Below are 17,380 nucleotides of genomic sequence, written 5' to 3'. Positions count from 1 at the left end.
CCTGGCGGCGTCTGGTGCGTGCGATCGCAAGGCGGAGGATGGAGCCACTGCGGAGCATTGGCGACTGACGACAACGCGGCGAGCGTGCGTGCCAGACGCCGCCAGGCAGACGGGACTTTGCGGACACGACCTAGGACTTGCTGACTCTCAGCAGCCGGAGGGCGACCTGGATCTCCAGCAGCCTCTCCGGCTCCCGCCAGCCGTCACCGAGGAGCCGGCTGACGCGGGCGAGGCGTTGCGCGACGGTGTTGACGTGGACGTGCAGCATGCCTGCGGTGTTCCTGGCGTGTTGGCCGCTGCGGCAGTACGCGTCGAGCGTGCGCACCAGCTCCGAGCGGTGGCCGCGGTCGTACGCGATCACCGGGCCGATGACGGAGTCGATGAAGGACGCGACGGCCGGCCGGCCGCTGAACAGGGCGCCGACGAAGCCGAGACCGCGGGTGTCCGCGATCTCCCCCGTCCTGCCCAGGGCGAGCAGCGCCCGCAGGCACTCGTCCGCCTCCCGGTAGGCCGCGGGGAGGCCGGCGATGTCCCCGGCGCGGGCGGTGCCGGCGGTGACGGGGCGTCGGCACGTCCGCGTCAGCTCGCGGGCTGCGGCGCGCGCCACCTCCAGGGGGTCGTCGCCGGGCAGCAGCAGGATCACGGTGTCGCGCCGGAGCGTCGCCAGTCCGCGGCGGCGCCGGGCGAAGGCCGCGGTGGAGGCGTAGACCCGCTCCCGCGGTTCGTCGTCCAGCCGGGCCACCACCACGATCCGGCAGGCGTCGAGGTCGACGTCGATCAGGGCCGCGCGGTGCCGGAGGAGGTCGTGGTCCTTGGGGTGCGCCGCCAGCAGGTCGGCCAGCAGCTCGCCGCGCACCCGGGCCTCCGCCTCGGCCATGCGTCTGCGGGTGACGAGCACGAGCGAGGCGACCAGCGCGGCCCGCTCCAGGATGCGGCGGTCGATCGTGCCGATCTCCGTCGCCGTCCCGGCGAGGACGATGGTGCCCAGGGGCTCGGACTCGGTGATCAGGGGGACGGCGCACCGGGCGCCCCGGACCACCGTGCCTCCGGCCTGCCAGGCGTCCGCGCCGATGGCCCGCAGCTCGTCCACCGGTATCGACCCCGGGCCGCGGGACCGGGCCGCGATGTCGCCGTCCTCGTCGAGGACGACGACCGTGCCGGACAGCGAGGTCGCCGTCGCCTGCGCCACCTCGTCCACCCCCTTGCCCTGGATGACGAGGCGCGTCAGGCGTTCGTGGACGTCGGCGGTGCGCTCCAGGTCGGCCATGTGGGCGCTGATCGTGTCGTTGGCGATCCGCAGCTCGGCGACGGCCGCCTGGGCGGCGCTCAGTAGACGGGCGTTCTCGATGGCCACCGCCGCGTGCGAACCGAGCATCATCAGCACGCTGATGTCGCGGCTGCCGAACCCCCGGCGGCTGCGGTGTGCGGCGAGCAGGACCCCGATCACCTCCTGGTTGAGCTTCACCGGTACGCCCAGCAGGGACTCGATCCGCTCGGCCGCGACCGTACGGTCGATCTCGGCGGTATGGGCGAAGGAGTCGTCGGAGAGGTACGAGGTGACGGCGTACGGCTCGCCGGTCCGCGCGACGATGCCGCCGACTCCGCTGCCGACCGGCAGCCGCAGCTCGCGCAGCCGGCCGGAGATGTTGCCCGCCGCCGCCTTGATGTAGCTGTCCCCCCTGCCGCGGTCGCTGAGGCTGATGTAGGCGAGGTCGCATTCCAGCAGGCGCCGTGCGCGATCGGAGATGGCCTGGAGGATGGAGTCGAGGTCGCGAAGCGAGGCCAGGTCGTTGGCGGTGTCGTTGAGGAGCTGGAGCTCCGCCTCGTTGCGGCGGTGCCGCAGCTGCCGCTCGCGCAGCCGCAGCGCGAGCGCGCGCTCCTCCTCCAGCTCCGCGAGACGGCCGGCCGGTTCACCGGCGGCCCGGGCCGCCGCCAGCACGTCGTCGAACGCGCTGATGTCGGCTTCCCCCAGCAGCAGTTCCAGGAACACGCCGCCGTACGTCCGTGCCATGGCTCCTCCGTCGGACATGCCCGTCACGTCCCCGGGCCGCAGCGGGGTGTGCCGGGCCCCGCTGGGGATTATCACCGCTTCGCCGCCCGCCGGACCCCTGCCGGACCGTGCTGCGAGGCAGCGAGGTTGTGGCGGATTCCGGCCTCCAGGCGTCGTGCGACCTCCTCGCTCCGTCCCTCCGGCCAGGGCAGCAGCCCCGCTCCGGAGGCGCGGCCTCCGTGGCCGGCGCGGAGGAGCTCGTCGAGGACGGGGAAGTCGCCCGTCCGTGCCGACAGGTGGGGGCTGAGGCTTCGGAGGATGGACCGGGTCAGCTCCAGCCCGATGAAGTCGGCGTTCTCCATGGGGCCCACGGCAGGCCAGCGCAGGGCGAGGCTCGACCGCATGACGGTGTCGATGGTCACCGCGTCGCACACGCCCTGTTCCAGGAGGTGCAACGCCTCGCGTACGAGCGCGAACTGCAGCCGGTTCCCGACGAATCCGGGGACGTCCCGCTGGAGGCGTACCGTCGTCTTGCCCAGTCCGTTCAGCACCTCGCACGCCTCCTCCACGAACCGGTGGTCCGTCTCCGCCCCCGGCGCGACCTCGACCAGCGGGATGACGTACGGCGGGTTCCACCAGTGCACTCCGACCAGCCGCCGCGGGTGCCGCATCCCCTTGGCCACCTCCGTGAGCGGCAGGACCGAGGTGTTGGACCATATCGGCGTCACGTCGCCGACCCGCTCCTCCAGCGCGGCCAGCACCTGGTGCTTGACCTCCAGGCGCTCGGGGACGGCCTCCACCACGATGTCCGAGCTCCGCGCGAGCTCCGTGAGCGTCGCGGCCGCGGTGATCCGCTCCGCCACCGTCGCGCGCTCTTCCACCGCCGTGCCGCAGCGCTGGAGCGCCTGCCCGACCCGCTCACCCAGATCGGCCAGCGTCGCGGGATCCGCGTCGTGGACGGCCACACCGAAGCCCGCGCGGGCCAGAGCGACGGCGATCCCGTGCCCCATCAGGCCACCGCCGACGATGCCGAACCGGATCATTTCCCACCCTCCCGAAGCCGGATATGTGCGCAGCACGCTCGCAGCGCGCATTCGGCTCCGTAATGGTCACGGTGGACACATACGCGGCGGAACTATGTGCACCGCTCCCATCAAGCCGCCGAGTGACGCGGTTCTACGGTGCTCCCCATCCACACCCCACATCCCCGTCGACGACCGCCGGGCGGCGAGCCGCAGTCCGCTCCCGGCGCACCGTACGACGGGCAAGGAGGCACCCATGTCGTTCCACTCCGTCCGGCGGACGCTGACCGCCGCGCTCGCGGCCGTACTGACCACCGGCCTGCTGGGGCTGGCGTCCCAGACGTCCACGGCGGCCCCGCGTACCGAGGCCGCCGTGGCCGCCGGGCACGACCCGGTGATCATGATCCCCGGGATGACCGGCCAGCCGTCCAGCATGGACACCATGAAGTCGAACCTCCAGGCCCACGGCTGGCCGGCGGGACGGCTGTTCACCTGGACCGACAGCAGCCGGATGACGCAGGACCTGGCCAAGGCCGCCCAGGAGCTCTCGGTCAAGGTCGACCAGGTCCGCAGCCAGACCGGCGCCTCCAGGGTCGTCCTGGCCACCTGGTCGGCCTCCACCCTGGCGGCCCGGTACTACATCAAGAACCTCGGCGGTGCCGACAAGGTCTCCCAGTACATCGGCTTCGCCGGACCGCAGCACGGCACCACCAACAACGGCTGCCAGTGGTACGTCTCCTGCCAGCAGTTCGCGTCCCCCGACACACCGTTCCTGAAGGCGCTCAACTCGCCGACGGAGGTCCCCTTCAGCGACAAGGTCGACTACCTCACGATCCGGTCGACCGCCGACTACAACGCCGTACCGACCAACACCGCCATGCTCGCCGGCGCCGACGAGAACTACCTGATGAGCGGCCCGATGGCACCCAGCCACTTCACGATCATCACCAACAGCACGGCCCTGGCGAAGATGCGCTCCTTCATCACCGCGCACGAAACAACCTGACGCTTGCCACCGTCACCGTCACCACGCACGCCACCGCGATCCCGACCGGGCCGCGGTGGCGTGCGCGCCGGCATGGCACGGCGTACCGGGCCGCCGCTCGGGGTCCGGTCAGGACGCGTCCCAGGTGACCGGCAGCCGGTGTACGCCGTAGATGTTCATGTCGGTGCGCAGCGGTACTTCCTCTGCCGGCACGTCGAGCCGCAGGGTGGGGAACCGCCTCAGCAGCGAGGGCAGGGCCACCGTCAGTTCGACGCGGGCCAGTTGCTGGCCCAGGCACTGGTGGATGCCGTGTCCGAAGCCCAGGTGCCCCGTGGCCGCGCGGCGCAGGTCGAGGACGTCGGGGTCGGGGAACCGCTCCGGGTCGCGGTTGGCGGCCTGGAGGGAGAGGGTGATGCTCTCGCCGGCCGCTATCGTGACGCCGTCCAGCTCGACGTCCTCCAGCGCGGACTTCATGGTGGTGTGGGCGACCGTCAGGTAGCGCATCAGCTCTTCGACGGCCTTCGGGGCGAGATCGGGGTCGCCGCGCAGGGCTTCGGCCTGGGCCGGGTTGGTGAGCAGGGCGAACGTGCCGTGCGCGATCATGTTGGCGGTGGTGTCGAGCCCGGCGGCGAGGAGGAAGCCCCCGATGCCGACCAGCTCCTCGTCGGTGAGGTCGGAGTCCTTCGCCAGGTCGCCGAGCAGGTCGTCGGAGGGTGCGGCGCGCTTGGCGGCCACCAACTCGGCCATGTACTCCTGGAGTCCGACGAACGCGGCGTACCGTTCCTCGGGCGTCACGTCCTGGGTCATGAGCGTGTGGGCGTGCCGCTGGAAGCGCCCCCGGTCGGCGTAGGGCACACCGAGGAGCTCGCAGATCATCAGCGCCGGGATGGGCTGGGCGTACATCTCGACCAGGTCGAGGCCCGGCCCCCGGCGCTCCATCGCGTCCAGCTGCTCGGCGGTGATCTCCTCCACCCGTTCGGTGAGCAGGCGCATCCGGCGGACGGTGAACTTGCCCGTCAGCAGCCGTCGGAAGCGGGTGTGCTCGGGGGCGTCCATGCCCGTCATGTCGCCGACCGGGGCAGGTTGCAGAGGGCCCTCCGGCCCACCGGGGAAGGGGTAGTGCAGCAGCTCGTACCGCGAGCTGAAGCGTGGGTCGCCCATGATCGCGCGGACCGTGGAGTATCCGGTGGCGAGCCAGCCGACGTGTCCGTCGGGGTAGGTCATCCGGGCCAGGGGCCGTTCCTCGCGCACCTTCGCGAGACCGGCGGGCGGGTCGAACGGGCAGCCGGTGGCGCGCTGCGTGGCTAAGGTGACGGGCTCGGCGGCGTCCGTGGCGACGGGGCGGGCCGACGGTTCGTGCTGCATGGTGTGTCCTCCATGACGGTGACGGTGTGACGGTGTGACGGTGCGTGGAGTGGTACTCACCGCTCGGCGGTACGACCCGGAGGCGCACCGCGCTGAGAGGTTGTTCCTGCGGGAGGTCAGGCGCGGCGGATGACGATGTCGCCGATGCCGGTGCGGGCATGGATCTCGACGGTCTCCTCGGCGGCGTCGGGCCCTTCGGCGGCGCCGAGCTCGTTGCGGACCGTGCCGAGCTTGCAGCCGACGTCCAGCCAGGCCGCCGTGGACTCGCGGATGCCGACCTCCACGTCGCCGACGGCGGTGTGCAGGTCGATCACGCCGCGCGCCACCTGCCGCACGCTGATCGTGCCGTTGGCGGACTTGGCCGCGACCGAGGCGTGCGCGGTGCCCACGGTGATGCGGCCGTTGGAGGAATTGACCTTCAACTCGCCGGTGATCTCATCGATCTCGGTCTCGCCGTTGCCGTTCCTGATGGTCGCCGCACCCACGATCTCGCCGAAGTCGACCCGGCCGGCCCCGCGGACGTCGGCATCGCCCACGGCCCGGTCGACGCGGATGTGCCCGTGCTCGGTCCGCAGGTTCACGGTGGACGCCTCGTCGAGCCGGATGTCGCCGAGCGAGGTCTTGATGCGGCACTCGCCGAGCGGTCCCTCACCGGTGTAGTCGCCCATGGGGGAGGTGGCGCGGAGGTGCGAGCCGGCGGGGAGCTCGATGATGACGTCGATCGAGCCGCTCCTGCCGAACAGCGAGCGCTTCTTGGGCCCCTTCAGGGTGAGGGTGCCGTCGGCGTACGCGACCTTCGTCTGCTGCGCGGCCCGTACGTCGGCGTCGTCGGCGCCGTTGCTCGGCAGCACCTCGACGACCGTGTCCCCGCGCTTGCCCGCGGTGAGCCGCACCTCGCCGACTTCGAACTCGAGGACCGCCGTGATGGGCCCGGCGGTGTCGTAAGAAGGCATGGCTGGTCCGTCCTCTTGACTCTGGAAGGTGTGTGCGCAGGTGGCGCGGGAGGAGTGATGTGCGAAGCGGGGACTCCGGCTAGCGGACCCAGCCCCGGTAGCTCTGGCCGTGACGCGGCGTACGGGCGGCCGGCCGGTCCGGTCCGCCGCCCGGTTCGAGGGCGAGGGCCACGGCCCGTACGAGCCAGGCGTTGACGGACAGGCCCTCCCGGCCGGCCGCCTCCTCGACCCGTGCCTTCAGCGGCGCCGGGAGCCGGAAGTTGATCCGGGCCGTGCCCGCCCCTTCCTCGCTGTCCGCCGGGGAGGGAGCCGGTGGCGCCACCGGTGGCGCCATGGGTGCCGCCATGGCAGGCGCCTCCTCCTCGGGGGACCCGGCGGTGGGCGGCGCGGTCACCACGAACTCGGGTTCCAGCCCCCGCAGGCGGACGTCGACCGAGCCCGGTGCCAGCTCCCGTGTGATCTCGTCCGAGGCGGCGGACAGCGCGTTGAGCAGCGTCAGCCGGGCGGCCGACTCCAGGGGCGCGGTGAGCCGCTCGGCCAGGGCGCGGGCCTCGTCCCCGCCGGCGTTCGCGGCGACCGCGAGCTCACGGCGGAGGTGGTCGACGTAGGGGGTCAGGTCCATGGGAACCATAGTGGCACCACTGTGGCGCCATGGGAAGCGGTGGTGGCGCCACAAGGAGGCATGTGGCGCCAAAACGGCGCCACGGTGGCGCGTTTTCGTTCGGCGAACTCCGAGTAGTTGAATATGATTATCATCTGCTACGGTCCGGCTCTGTACGTCACCCGGTCCGACGGAGATGGAAAAGCCCCGTGTACACCCGTAAGCCCCTGCCCCTCCTCTCCGTGGCGATCGGTTCCGCCCTGCTCCTGACCGGTTGCTTCGCACCCGGCGCCGCACCCGGCGGTCCCACCGACGGGGACAAGCGCCTCCGCGTGGTGATGATGCAACCGCCGCGCTCCGGGCTCTCGCCGCTCAGCGACGACGCCTTCAAGCTGTCGCGGTGGAGCACCGCCGAGACCCTGGTCACCCTCGACACCAACGGTGACCCGCGCCCCGCCCTCGCCGCCGCGTGGCGGCGGGCGGGCGACCGGGCCTGGTCCTTCACCGTCCGCCCCGGTGTGACCTTCCACGACGGCAGCCCCCTCACCGCCGAGGACGTGGTGCGCTCGCTCACCAAGGCCTCCCAGGCCGCGCCGAAGCCGCGCATCCTCGACGGCGTCGACCTGACTGTCACCGCCGAGGGCGACACCGTCACGGTCACCACCGCCGTGGCGGACCCGCTGCTCCCGCAGCGGCTCTCCTCACCGCAGCTGTCGATCCTCGCGGCCACGGCGTACCGGGGCAGGACGGTCGATCCGGTCGGCGCCGGCACCGGCGCGTTCGTCCTGAAGCGCGTGAACGGCACCAGCTCCGCCACCCTGGACCGCAACGACGCCTACTGGGGCGGCAAGCCGAAGGCGGCGGGCATCGACGTGCGGTTCGTACCGGACGGCACCGCCCGCGCCGCCGCGCTGCGCAGCGGTGAGGCCGACATCGTCGAGTCCGTACCGGTCTCGCAGGCGGCCCTGCTCGACGAGGAGCAGATCACCGAGGTGCCCATGCCGCGCACCAACACGCTGTACCTCAACACCCGCCGCGGTGTCTTCGCCGACCCCGCGCTGCGCGCCGCCGCCCGTACGGCGATCGACGCCAAGCCCCTGGTCGACGGCGTGTACGAGGGCCGCGCCGACGTCGCCGAGGGCCTCCTCGGCCCCGCCATCCCCTGGGCGAAGGAGCGCGCCGGCCGCACCCGGCCCGCCAAGCCGGCCGACCCGGCGGGCAGGACCGTCACCCTCGGCACCTTTACCGACCGCGCCGAGCTCCCCGAGGTGGCCGCCGCGCTCCAGCAGCAGCTCCAGAAGGCCGGTTTCACGGTGAAGCTGGAGATACGCGAGTACGCCGCCATCGAATCCGACGCCCTCGCCGGGAAGTTCGACGCCTTCGTCCTGTCCCGGGCGACCGTCCTCGACTCCGGCGATCCCGCCGCGTACCTCTACAGCGACTTCGCGAGCGACGGCTCCTTCAACCTCTCCCAGCTCGCCGACCCGAGCGTCGACAAGGCGCTGGAGAAGGCGGCGAAGGCGCCCGCCGGCGCCGCGCGCCGCACCGCGATCCTGGCCGCCGAGACCGCGATCCTGAACACCGACGCGGCGATCCCGATGCTCCACGAGCGGGTCGTCCAGGGCGACGCCCCGCACGTCGTGGACTCGGCGAAGGACCCGCGCGAGCGTCTGCTGGTCACCGCCGCCACACACGTCAGGTGAGCGGCGTGAAGACCGCCTTCGCCCGCGGAACCGCGCTCGCCGCCGTCCTCGCCGCCCTCGGGCTGCTGCCCTGGCTGTCCGGCCGGGACGCGGCCCTCAGCGTGCTGCGCGCCCGCTCCGCCGAACAGGAGCCGACCGCGGAGGCGTTGGCCGCCATCCGCGACGACCTGGGCCTCGGCTCGGGGCCACTGACCCTGCTCGGGCGCTGGGCGGGCGGGCTGCTCCGCGGCGACCTCGGTACCTCGTGGGTCTCCGGCACCGAGGTGCTGCCGTCGGTCGCCTCCGGACTCGGCGTGTCGCTGGGGCTGATGGGCGCGTCGCTGGCTGTGGCGCTGCTGGTCGCGGCCGCGCTCTGCACGGGAACCGTGGTACGCGGAGCGCGGCGCGGCTCCGGCACCCGTTCCGGCACCGGGGGAGCGGCCGCGGCGATGCTCGCCTCCGTGCCCGAGTTCCTGTTGGCGACGGTCGGCCTGATCGTCCTCGGCGTCTGGACGGGCCTGCTGCCGACGTCCGGCTGGCAGGGCCCGTCGTCCATGGTGCTGCCCGCGCTCGCCATGGGACTGCCCGCCGGCGGTCTGCTCGGCCGGCTCGTGGACGACGCCCTGCCCGCCGTGTTCGGCGAGCGCTGGGTCGAGCTGTGGCGGGCGTCGGGCGTCTCCCCGTGGCGCCTGGCGTGCGCGGCGCTGCGCCGGGCCGTGCCCGCCCTCGCTCCGCAGTTCGGCCTGGTCGCGGTCGGGCTCACCGGCGGCGCGGTCACCGTGGAGACCGTCTTCGCGGTGCCCGGCATCGGCCGCACCGCCCTCGGCGCCGCCAAGGCCCAGGACCTGCCGCTCCTCCAGGGCGCCGTCCTCGCCCTGCTCCTGCTCGGCCTCGCGGCGGGCGCCCTCGCCCATCTCGTACGCGTACGGCTCCTCGGGCCCGGCCTGCGGGACGCCGCCCTCGCCCTGCCTGCCCCGCCGCGGGCCCCGGCGGGCCGGGCCGCGCGGGCCGTACCCGTGGTCCTCGCGGGGATCCTGCTGGCGGTCGTCGGATGGGGCCTCACGCGCGACCCGTACGCCGTCGACGTCACGGCGCGGCTCCTCGCCCCCTCCCGGGCGCATCCGCTCGGCACCGACGGGCTCGGCCGGGACGTGCTCGCCCGGCTCGGGCACGGCGCGACGGCGACCGTCGGCGTGGCCGTCGCGGTGTGCCTGCTCAGCTACCTCTTCGCCGTCGCCATCGGCTTCCTGCCGGCCCTCTCCGCCGGGGTGGCCGACATCGCCAACGCCCTGCCGCCGGTCATCGTCGGCATCCTCGTCGCCGCGGCCCTCGGCCCCGGCACGGCCGGGGCCTCCGTCGCCGTCGCGCTGATCTCCTGGCCACCGCTGGCCGCGCACGCCTCCGCCCTCGTCGAGGAGGTCCGGGCGGCCGGATACCTCACCGCCCAGAAGGCCATCGGCGCCACGCCTCGCTGGATCCTCACCCGGCACGTCCTGCCCGCCGTGGCCGGGCCCGTGGCCCGCCACGCGGTGCTGCGCCTGCCGGGGATCGCGCTGGCCCTCGCCTCGCTCGGCTTCCTCGGCCTCGGCGCCCAGGCGCCCGCGCCCGAATGGGGGCTGCTCCTCGACGAGTCGCGGGCGTACGTCGAGCGGGCCCCCTGGGCGGCCCTCGCCCCGGCGGGCGCCCTGGCCCTGCTGGCCGGCTTCGCGGTGTCGCTCTCCTCGCTCTCTTCCGTCACCGGCTCCTCCGCCACCGGCTCGTCCACGACCACGGCCCGGCGACGCGCGGAGGTGGCGGCATGACCGGCCGGCCCGTGCTGCTCTCCGTACGCGACCTGCGCGTGGAGTTCCCCGCCCTGACCGCCGTCCGCGGGGTGTCCTTCGACGTGCGGGAGGGCGAAGTCCTCGCCCTGGTCGGCGAGTCGGGGGCCGGCAAGTCCCTCACCGCCCGCACCCTGCTCGGCATGGCACCGCACCCGGCGCGGACCACCGGCAGCGTCCGGCTGCGCGACCGGGAGCTCCTCGGCGCGCCGCGGTCGCTGTACGCCGGACTCCGGGGCCGGCACATCGCCCTCGTACCGCAGGACGCGCTCGCGGCGCTCAGCCCCGTCCACACCGTCGGCGACCAACTGGCCGCCGCCGTGCGCTCGGTGCGCGGGCTCGACCGGAGGCGGGCGCGGGCCGCGGCGGTCGCCGCCCTGGACCGGGTGGGCATCCCGGACGCGGCCCGGCGGGCGAAGGCGTACCCGCACGAGTTCTCCGGCGGGATGCGCCAGCGTGCCGTCATCGCCATGGCGATGATCAACGAACCGGAGCTGGTCGTCGCCGACGAGCCGACCACCGCACTCGACCCGGCCGTACGGGAACGGGTCCTCGGCGTCCTGGCGTCGCTGCGCGAGGCGACCGGCGCGGCGATGGTGCTGGTCACGCACGACCTCTCCGTGGTCGCCGCGCACGCCGACCGCGTCCTGGTGATGTACGCCGGACGGTCCGTCGAGTCCGGCCCGGTCGAGCGGGTGCTCACGCGACCGCGCGCCCCCTACACCGCCGGGCTGATCGCCTCCCTGCCCCCCGACGAACCGGTCGCGGACCGCGGGCTCCCCTCCATCGGCGGCGCCCCGCCCACACCGCTGGAGCTCTCGCGGCTCACCGGGTGCGCCTTCGCCCCGCGCTGCCCGTCGGCGGCGGGGCACGAGCGGTGCCGTACGCACGCACCGGAGCCGGTCGCCGTCGACGGGGCCGGGCACCTTGTCTCCTGTCACCAAGAGAAGGACCTGCCGGACGTGTCGGGGAGCGGTGCCGCGTGAGCGCCTTGCTGACGGTACGGGACCTGACCGTCCGGCACCCCGGGCGTACGCGGCGGTCCGCGCCGGTGCTCGCGGTCGACCGGGTCTCCTTCGACGTGGCCGCCGGGGAGACCCTGGCGCTGATCGGCGCCTCGGGCTCCGGGAAGTCCAGCACGGCGGCCGCGGTCCTCATGCTGCGCCGGCCCGACGGCGGCGAGGTGTGGTTCGACGGGCGCGAACTGACCGCGCTCGACGAGTCCGCCCTGCGGCCCCTGCGCCCCGCGTTCCAGCCGGTGTTCCAGGACCCGTACGGCTCGCTGAGCCCACGCCTGCGCGTGCGGGACGCGGTGGCCGAACCGCTGCGCGTGCAGGGGCGGTGGGAGGCCGGGACCGGCCCGCGCCGGGTGGCCGAACTGCTGGAGACCGTGGGCCTCGACCCCCGGCTCGGCGACCGGCTGCCGCACGAGCTGTCCGGCGGCCAGTGCCAACGCGTCGGCATCGCCCGCGCGCTGGCGAGCGAGCCGCGCCTGCTCGTGCTCGACGAGCCGCTGTCCGCGCTCGACCCGTCCGTACAGGCGGGGATCCTGAACCTCCTCACCGACCTCCAGGACCGGCTGGGGCTGGCGTACCTCCTCATCAGCCACGACCTGGCCGTCGTGCGCCACTGCGCCCACCGGGTGGCGGTCCTGTACGACGGCCGGATCGTCGAGACGGTGCCCGCGCCCGCCCTGTACGAGCCGGCCGGCCTCCACCCGCACACACGGGAGCTGCTCGCGGCGACCGGCGTGCGCCGCCTCTCCCCGGGAGCACGACCATGACACCGCCACCATCGCCGCCGCCGCCGACGCCGTCGGTCTGGGCCCTCGGCCCGCTGCGCGCCCAGCCCGGCACCAAGGCCCGTGGCCTCGTGCCGGCGGACCTCGCCGCGGTGACCGCGGACATCCCGGTGACCCTGGTCAACGGCGCGCGCCCCGGGCCCCGGGTGGTGATCACGGCGGGCATGCACGGCGGCGAGTTCACCGGGATCGACGCGGCCGCCCGCCTCGCCGCCCTGCTCGCGCCGGAAGAGGTGACCGGCCAGGTGCTCGTCTGCCCGGTCGCCAATCCGCCGGCCGTGTACCACGGACGCCTCGGCGTCTCCCCGCTCGACGGCGTGAACATCAACCGCGTCTTCCCCGGCGACGCGCGGGGCGGCCCCACCGAGCGGCTGGCGGCCTGGCACACCACGCACCTGATCACCGGGGCGGACGTGTACGTCGACCTGCACTCCGGCGGCATCGACGAGACCCTGCGCGACTTCGTCGGCTACCGGCTCACCGGCGAGCCGGGCCTCGACGCGAGGACCCGCGCGCTGGCCCGCGCCCTCGGCGTCGAGGACGTGATCCTCGGCCGGGACACGAGCGGCGGCAACAGCCACGCGGCCGCCGCCCGCCGGGGCGTCGCGGCCGTCCTCGTCGAGACCGGCCGGCTCGGCGAGCGCGACCCGGCCACCGCGCACCGCCTGGTCGACGGCCTGTACGGGCTGCTGCGCGCGGCGGGTGCGCTGGACGGGCCGGCACCGACAAGGACGGCGCCCGTACGGGAATGGGTCTGGGCCGGAGCGGTCACCGCACCCGCCACCGGGCTGTGGTACCCGGCCTTCACCGCCGGCGACGACGTCACGGCGGGCCAGGTCATCGGCCGGATCACCGACCCGGCCGACGGTCGCGGCAGCGACGTCGCCGCCCCGGCGACCGGCCGAGTCTTCTACGGCATGCACGGCCTGACCGTCGCCTCCGGAGCCGAACTCGCGGCGGTCGCCCGCCCGTTGCCGTAACCGGCGTACCTCCGTACGCCTCGCGTGCCACAAAGGCCGACGCGCGCCCTTCTGTTCACACGCGCCCTCTCGTAACGTCGTCGCCGTTTGAAGTGGTCGTGGCCAACGAGAGGGTGCTCATGCGTAGACGCCTGCTGTCGTTCGTCCTCGCCGTGGTGGCCGGCGCCGCCGTCCTCACGGCGCCGGGCACCGCCCCCGCCACCGCCGCGCCGCCCGGCCCGCCCGACGTGTACCGGCCGGTGCGGGGGCCGTCCGCGCCGGCGGAGTACCGGTACCAGCAGAAGACCCTGCCCGGGCAGGCGATGCCGCGCCACGCCCACGACCTCGCCGCCCAGCAGGCACGGAAACTGCCCGCGGTCGGCGGGCGCTGGAAGGCCGTCGGGCCCACCGACATCGGCGGCCGGATCGTCTCGCTCGCGCTCGACCCCACCCGCGCCGACACCGTGTACGCGGCCGCCGCCAGCGGCGGACTGTGGCGCTCCACCGACGCCGGGCGCAGCTTCCACTCCGTGTGGCCCGACGACTGGACGCAGGCGATGGGCGCGGTCGCCACCGCCCCCGACGGCACCCTCTACGTCGGCACCGGCGAGCCCAACCCCGGTGGCGGAAGCATCACCTACGAGGGCACGGGGCTGTACCGCTCCACCGACGGCGGGGCCCACTGGCGCCCCATCGGCCTGCGCGACTCGGGCGCGATCAGCGCCATCACCATCGACCCCGCCAACCCGCGGCGCGTCTACGTGGCCGCGGCCGGCTCCCTCTACAACGGCGGCGGCGACCGCGGCGTCTACCGCTCCGACGACGCCGGCGAGACCTGGCAGCGCATCCTCGCCGGGGAGAACGACTTCACCGGCGCCACCGAGATCGCCGTCGACGGCGACCGGCTCCACGCCGTGATGTGGGACCACCGCCGCCGCCCCGACCTGCGCACCTACGGCGGCGTGGGCTCGGGCGTCTTCCGCTCCACCGACGGCGGCCGGAGCTGGCAGCGCCTGGGCGGCGGCCTGCCCGCGCGCGGCCCCGACGTGGGGCGCATCGGCCTCGCCGTCGCGGGCGACCGCCTCTACGCGCTCGTCAACAAGTCCGGCGGCCCCTTCGAGGGCTTCTACGTCTCCGACGACGGCGGCGACACCTGGAACCGTACGCCGGACAACCAGGCGCTCGCCGCCTCGCAGTCCAGCTTCGGCTGGTGGTTCGGCAAGGTGTGGGCCGACCCGCGCGACCCCGACCACGTCCACGTGGCCGGGGTCGCCCTGATGACGACGCGGGACGGCGGCGCCACCTGGACCGGCGACGACACCAGCATCCACGTCGACCACCACGCCATGGTGTGGGACCCGCGCCGGCCCGGCCGCGTCTACCTGGGCAACGACGGCGGGGTCTACCGCTCCGACCGCGACGGCGACGGCGGCTGGGTCAAGGCCCGCCACGAGCCGTACACCCAGCTGTACAGCGCCGCCATCACCCCGCAGGACGTCACCCGGATCTCCGGCGGCGCCCAGGACAACGGCTCGCTGCGCTCCTGGGGCGGGGACGGCGACGGCTTCAACGAGTACCTCGGCGGCGACGGCGAGGAGAACCTCATCAACCCCACCGACCGCGACAACGTCTTCGCCTGCTACCAGTACGGCAACTGCTTCCGCTCCACCGACGGCGGCGACACCCTCACCTACTTCGCCGACAAGACCGCCTTCAAGCGGCGCAACTGGTTCACGCCCGTCGTCTTCGACCCGCGCGACCCGCGGATCCTGTACTACGGCTCCGAGGTCGTCAACCGCTCCACCGACGGCGGCGTGACCTGGCACCCCATCAGCCCCGACCTGTCCGGCGGTCCCGGCGCCGACCCCGCCTACCCCAACTACGGCACCATCACCTCCCTCGCCCCGGCGACCGACGGGCGCACCGTGTACGCGGGCACCGACGACGGCCGCGTCTGGGTCACCAGGGACCTCGGCGCGACCTGGACCAAGCTCGCCGAGGGACGGCCGTGGGTGACCCGCGTGGTCGTCGACCCGGCCGACCCCGACCGCGTCTGGACCACCCACTCCGGCTACCGCGCGGGCTCCCCGCTGCCGCACGTGTACGCCAGCACCGACGGCGGCCGCCACTGGCGGAACCTGTCCGGGAACCTCCCGGCCGCGCCCGTCAACGATCTGGTCGTCGCCCGCGGCGGCATCCTCTACATCGGCACCGACCAGGGCGTGTTCACCAGCCCCTCCGGCCGGGGCCACTGGCTGCGCCTCGGGCGCGGCATGCCCCAGGTCCCGGTCGACGACATCGAGTACGACGCCCGCCACCACCGGCTCGTCGCCGCCACCTTCGGCAGGGGCTTCTACGAACTGACCACGCCCTGACCGGTGCCTGATCACCCGTACGAGGGGCCGCTCGCGGTTCGCCGCCCCCGCCGTGCGCCCGCCACCGCAGAATCCCCCCTGAGGAGCGGTGCGCGGGCGTCCGCGCCTCCGCCACCCCCGCCGGTGGACACCCGAGCAGGCCGAGCACGAGCGGCGCGGTGTGCTGCGCCAGGCGGGGGCCGTCCCCCGGTTCCGCCACATCGAGCTGCAGCACCGTCTCGCCGCCGGGGCGGACGACGCCTCCGGGGCCCACTCGGGCGTTCCGGGACCGCGGGGCCGCGGCGGTTACGCCGCATGGCGGGCCCGCGTCTGCCGTACCACCTAATAAACCGACAAACCGACATTTCCGGCGGCGTTTTCGGCAACACCTACGGATCGGGCCTTTCCCCCACCGAAACCGAGGTGACACCTGATGCTCCACCGACACACCACAGCCGCGTGCACCGCCGTCCTCGTCGCGGCCGGCGCGCTCGTGCTGACCGGGCTGCCCGCCGCGGTCGCGTCCGAAACGCCCCCGCCACCCGCCGGACCCTCCTCCACCGTGCAGTCGGCCGCCGCGACGCTCGGCGCCGACAGACCCTCACCCGAAGTGCTGCGCGCCCTCCAGCGCGACCTCGGTCTCACCAGCGACCAGGCCGCGAAGCGCCTCGTCAACGAGGCCGAGGCCGGGGCCATCGCGGGCCGCCTGCGCGCCGCGCTCGGCACCCGCTTCGCGGGCGCCTGGGTCCGCGGCACCACCTCCGCCATCGTCACGGTCGCCACCACCGACGCCGCCGACGTCCCCACCATCAAGGCCGGCGGTGCCGAGGCCGAGGTCGTACGGTACGGGCTCGCCGAGCTCGAAGCCGCCAAGGCCAAGCTGGACCAGGCCGCCACGACCACCAAGACGATCGACGCGCCCGTCTGGTACGTCGACGTACGGACCAACACCGTGACGCTGGAGGCCGCCGAACCGGCCGCGGCGGAGGCGCTCCTCACCGCCACCGGCCTGGACCGCGCCCTGGTGCGCGTACGGACGACGGCCGAGCGGCCGCAGCCGCTGGCGCACGACCTGCGCGGCGGCGACGCGTACTACATCGGCGCCGCCCGCTGTTCCATCGGCTTCTCCGTCATGTCCGGCACGCAGCCCGGCTTCGCCACCGCCGGGCACTGCGGCAAGGAGGGGAACGAGACCCTGGGGCACAACAAGGTGGCCCAGGGAGCCTTCAAGGCCTCCAAGTTCCCCGAGAGCGACATGGCCTGGGTGGCCACCAACGCGGAGTGGGCCGCGACCCCGTACGTCAAGGGCGAGGCCGAGAAGAACGTCGAGGTGACGGGCTCCACCGAGGCCCTCGTCGGCGCGTCGATCTGCCGCTCGGGCTCCACCACCGGCTGGCACTGCGGCACCGTCGAGCAGCACAACACCAGCGTCACCTACCCCCAGGGCACCGTCACCGGCATGACCCGCACCACCGTCTGCGCCGAGCCCGGTGACTCGGGCGGCGCGTACGTCTCCGGCAGCCAGGCCCAGGGCGTGACCTCCGGCGGCTCCGGGAACTGCACCTCGGGCGGCACCACCTATCACCAGCCCCTCAACCCCATCCTGCAGACGTACGGGCTGGCGCTGAAGACGACCGCCAGCCAGCCGGGCGAGGCCGGCAAGGCGGGCGGCACCTGGGCCGCCGGCAAGGTGTACGCGCCCGGCGACCAGGTCACCTACGACGGCCTCACCTACCGCTGCATCCAGTCCCACCAGGCGCAGCCGGGCTGGCACCCCGCGGCGGCCCCGGTGGTGTGGCAGCGCGCCTGACGCGGGAGCCTTCGGCGGCCCTCTTCGGTGGTCGTCTT

General features: G+C 74.1%; 14 protein-coding genes. 9 read left to right on the top strand and 5 right to left on the bottom strand.

The genetic code is table 11. The features are described 5' to 3' along the window. Positions 1–130: 130 nt before the first annotated feature. Together AB0A69_RS29810 and AB0A69_RS29805 are read right to left on the bottom strand one after the other, a co-directional pair. Positions 131–2,011 carry a GAF domain-containing protein gene (locus tag AB0A69_RS29810; protein ID WP_361428472.1) on the bottom strand — a complete coding sequence of 627 codons (1,881 nt, stop codon included), beginning with the start codon at positions 2,009–2,011 and terminating at the stop codon, positions 131–133. A 71-nt stretch (positions 2,012–2,082) separates the two neighbouring features. Next, entirely contained in the window at positions 2,083–3,033 is a 951-nt protein-coding gene (locus AB0A69_RS29805; protein ID WP_361428470.1) for a 3-hydroxyacyl-CoA dehydrogenase family protein, read from the bottom strand. Between the two features lie 235 nt (positions 3,034–3,268). On the opposite strand from AB0A69_RS29805, the gene AB0A69_RS29800 reads away from it, so the two are divergent. Next, a complete protein-coding gene (locus tag AB0A69_RS29800) occupies positions 3,269–4,018 on the top strand; it encodes a lipase (RefSeq protein WP_361428468.1) in 750 nt (249 codons plus the stop codon). 108 nt (positions 4,019–4,126) lie between these two features. Here AB0A69_RS29800 and AB0A69_RS29795 read toward each other — a convergent pair whose 3' ends face one another. The 3 genes from AB0A69_RS29795 to AB0A69_RS29785 all read right to left on the bottom strand — a co-directional run bounded on the left by AB0A69_RS29795 (position 4,127) and on the right by AB0A69_RS29785 (position 6,937). Continuing rightward, positions 4,127–5,362: a cytochrome P450 gene (locus AB0A69_RS29795; protein ID WP_361428466.1), complete on the bottom strand. Its 1,236-nt coding sequence runs from the start codon at positions 5,360–5,362 to the stop codon at positions 4,127–4,129. Positions 5,363–5,478: 116 nt separating this feature from the next. Further along, positions 5,479–6,315, bottom strand: a complete 837-nt coding sequence (locus AB0A69_RS29790; protein WP_361428464.1) for a DUF4097 family beta strand repeat-containing protein — start codon at positions 6,313–6,315, stop codon at positions 5,479–5,481. A gap of 79 nt (positions 6,316–6,394) precedes the next feature. Further along, complete coding sequence (locus AB0A69_RS29785; RefSeq protein WP_361428462.1) at positions 6,395–6,937, bottom strand: hypothetical protein; 543 nt, start codon at positions 6,935–6,937, stop codon at positions 6,395–6,397. Between the two features lie 188 nt (positions 6,938–7,125). On the opposite strand from AB0A69_RS29785, the gene AB0A69_RS29780 reads away from it, so the two are divergent. The 8 genes from AB0A69_RS29780 to AB0A69_RS29745 all read left to right on the top strand — a co-directional run bounded on the left by AB0A69_RS29780 (position 7,126) and on the right by AB0A69_RS29745 (position 17,342). Then, a complete protein-coding gene (locus AB0A69_RS29780; protein ID WP_361428460.1) occupies positions 7,126–8,619 on the top strand; it encodes an ABC transporter substrate-binding protein in 1,494 nt (497 codons plus the stop codon). Between the two features lie 5 nt (positions 8,620–8,624). Beyond that, complete coding sequence (locus tag AB0A69_RS29775) at positions 8,625–10,400, top strand: ABC transporter permease subunit (RefSeq protein ID WP_361428458.1); 1,776 nt, start codon at positions 8,625–8,627, stop codon at positions 10,398–10,400. After that, positions 10,397–11,404 (top strand): ABC transporter ATP-binding protein, encoded by a 1,008-nt coding sequence (locus AB0A69_RS29770; RefSeq protein WP_361428456.1) that lies wholly within the window; start codon positions 10,397–10,399, stop codon positions 11,402–11,404. Before AB0A69_RS29775 ends, AB0A69_RS29770 begins: the two co-directional genes overlap by 4 nt. 5 nt (positions 11,405–11,409) lie before the next feature. Beyond that, the gene (locus AB0A69_RS29765) at positions 11,410–12,201 is read left to right on the top strand and encodes a dipeptide/oligopeptide/nickel ABC transporter ATP-binding protein (protein ID WP_361428482.1); all 792 of its coding nucleotides are present in this window, start codon (positions 11,410–11,412) and stop codon (positions 12,199–12,201) included. Further along, the gene (locus AB0A69_RS29760; RefSeq protein WP_361428454.1) at positions 12,198–13,199 is read left to right on the top strand and encodes a succinylglutamate desuccinylase/aspartoacylase family protein; all 1,002 of its coding nucleotides are present in this window, start codon (positions 12,198–12,200) and stop codon (positions 13,197–13,199) included. The genes AB0A69_RS29765 and AB0A69_RS29760 overlap by 4 nt, the downstream gene beginning before the upstream one ends. 119 nt (positions 13,200–13,318) lie before the next feature. Beyond that, the gene (locus tag AB0A69_RS29755) at positions 13,319–15,553 is read left to right on the top strand and encodes a glycosyl hydrolase (protein ID WP_361428452.1); all 2,235 of its coding nucleotides are present in this window, start codon (positions 13,319–13,321) and stop codon (positions 15,551–15,553) included. Between the two features lie 88 nt (positions 15,554–15,641). After that, entirely contained in the window at positions 15,642–15,878 is a 237-nt protein-coding gene (locus AB0A69_RS29750) for a hypothetical protein (RefSeq protein WP_361428451.1), read from the top strand. Positions 15,879–15,965: 87 nt separating this feature from the next. Beyond that, a complete protein-coding gene (locus AB0A69_RS29745; protein ID WP_361428449.1) occupies positions 15,966–17,342 on the top strand; it encodes an alpha-lytic protease prodomain-containing protein in 1,377 nt (458 codons plus the stop codon). Positions 17,343–17,380 lie beyond the last annotated feature (38 nt).

This window comes from Streptomyces sp. NPDC045431 (genome assembly GCF_040646655.1).
Classification (GTDB): domain Bacteria; phylum Actinomycetota; class Actinomycetes; order Streptomycetales; family Streptomycetaceae; genus Streptomyces.
Note: the sequence above shows the minus strand (reverse complement) of the source record. Positions and strands in the feature narration are given on the sequence as shown.